This is a genomic window from Streptomyces sp. NPDC007162, assembly GCF_040634175.1.
In the GTDB taxonomy this organism is placed as follows: domain Bacteria; phylum Actinomycetota; class Actinomycetes; order Streptomycetales; family Streptomycetaceae; genus Streptomyces.
Genome location: NZ_JBEYFC010000932.1, coordinates 1 through 1,877, shown reverse-complemented (window position 1 = coordinate 1,877; position 1,877 = coordinate 1). Strand labels below are relative to the sequence as shown.

General features: G+C 67.7%; 1 protein-coding gene. It reads right to left on the bottom strand.

Annotated elements, in window-relative coordinates:
• Nucleotides 1-1,832, bottom strand: a 1,832-nt coding sequence (locus tag ABZ646_RS45980) for a molybdopterin-dependent oxidoreductase (protein WP_360533584.1), incomplete at its 3' end; no start/stop codon positions are given.
• Nucleotides 1,833-1,877 lie beyond the last annotated feature (45 nt).

Below are 1,877 nucleotides of genomic sequence, written 5' to 3'. Positions count from 1 at the left end.
GTGGAGCCACGAGGTGGCGGCAAGGCCGTGTGGTGCGAGTTCCTGTCGATCTCCTCGGAGAAGATCTCGATCCGGCCCGACGGCGTCGTCAGGGGGAAACGCTGCGGATCGGAGCGCAGTGCTTCGAAGCTGCCAGGAAACGGCCCGCTGAGTGCCGGCAGTTCGACACCGGAGGCGCGTTGCCAGAAGTCGTCGAAGTCTGGCAGGGCCGCGTCGTCGCCGAGGTTCGCCCGTGTCTGGACGTAGAGGTGCCGGACCCATTCGATCTCGGAACGCGCTTGGGTGAACTCGCGCTCATAGCCGAGCCGGGCAGCCAAAGCGGCGAAGATCTGGTGGTCGGTGCGTGCCTCGCCGGCCGGCTCGCGGACCTTCGGCATTGCGACGAGGTGCGGGTCGGAGAACCCCGCGGCGAAGTCGTCACGCTCCAGGCTCGTCGCGACGGGAAGTACGATGTCGGCGAACTTCGCCGTGGTGTTCCACCAGGCTTCATGGACCACCACCGTGTCCGGGCGCTGCCAGGCTCGGGCGAGGCGGTGGAGGTCCTGGTGGTGGTGGAAGGGGTTTCCTCCGCACCAGTAGATCAGGCGTAGGTCCGGCAGCGTCAGGCGCTGACCGTCGTAGTCGATGGTCGCGCCCGGTTCCAGCAGGGTGTCTGCGATCCGGGCGACCGGAATGAAGTCCGCAACAGGGTTCGCCACCCGCGGCATCGACGCCACAGACGGGCGGCCCGGGGCAACACCGGTCGCGTCCATCGTTGCGTAGCCCGCGCCCCAGCCGCAGCCGGGCCGGCCCAGCGAACCCGCCATGGCCGCCAGCACGACCGACATCCAGATCGGCTGCTCACCGTGGTCCGCGCGCTGTATGGCGTAGTTGACCATGATGAGGGAACGCTGTGTGAACAGGCGGCGGGCGAGATCGGTGATCGTGTCGCGGCTGATGCCCGTGATCCTCACGGCCCAGTCGGCGTCCTTGACGACGCCGTCCACGTCGCCGGTTAGGTAGGAGGCGAAGCGGTCGAACCCCTCGCAGCAGCGGGTGAGGAAGTCCTCGTCGTACCAGTCGTTGACCAGCATCGTGTGCGCGATGCCGAGCATCAAGGCAGTGTCGGTGTTGGGGATGACCGGCAGCCACTCAGCGTCCAGGAAGTCGGCGGTGTCACTGCGGATCGGGCTGACGTTCACGAACCGCACCCCGGCCTCACGGCACTTCCGCTGCAGGTCCCGCGTCTGGTGCCGGGCCAGCCCGCCGGGGTTGATCTGGCTGTTCTTCAGAGCCAGCCCCCCGAACGCCACCACGAGCTCACAGCTCTCGGCGATCTCGTCCCACATCGGCATCCGGGACTGGTAGCTCCACGCAGCCCCGCCGATCACATGCGGAAGGATGACCTCAAGAGCGGCGGTGCTGTACGTGTTGCGCGAGTCGGTGTAGCCCCCGCCCAACGCCAGGAACCGCTGGAGCTGACCCTGCGCATTGTGGAACCCGCCCGCACTGGCCCAGCCGTACGAGCCGCCGAACACCGCGCTGTTCCCGTGCTGTGCGCGCACTCGACGCAATTCCTCGCTCACCAGCGTGAGCGCGTCGTCCCAGCTGACCTCTACGAAGGCGTCCGCACCTCTGGCCGTGTCATCGGCGCGCGGCAAGCCATTCAACCACCCTTTGCGCACCGCGGGACGCAGCACACGCGCCCCGTCCTCAGCAGCCGTCACCATGCCCGGGCCGATCGGCGAGGGCGCGGGATCATCACCCCGGGGCTCAATGCGCACCAGCTGACCCGAATCGACCACGGCCACGAAACTGCCCCAGTGCGTCGCCACCGGCATGCGTCGTTCCACCGTGCATCAACTCCATCCCTGAAGTTTCTCCGGCTCTCGAACAAC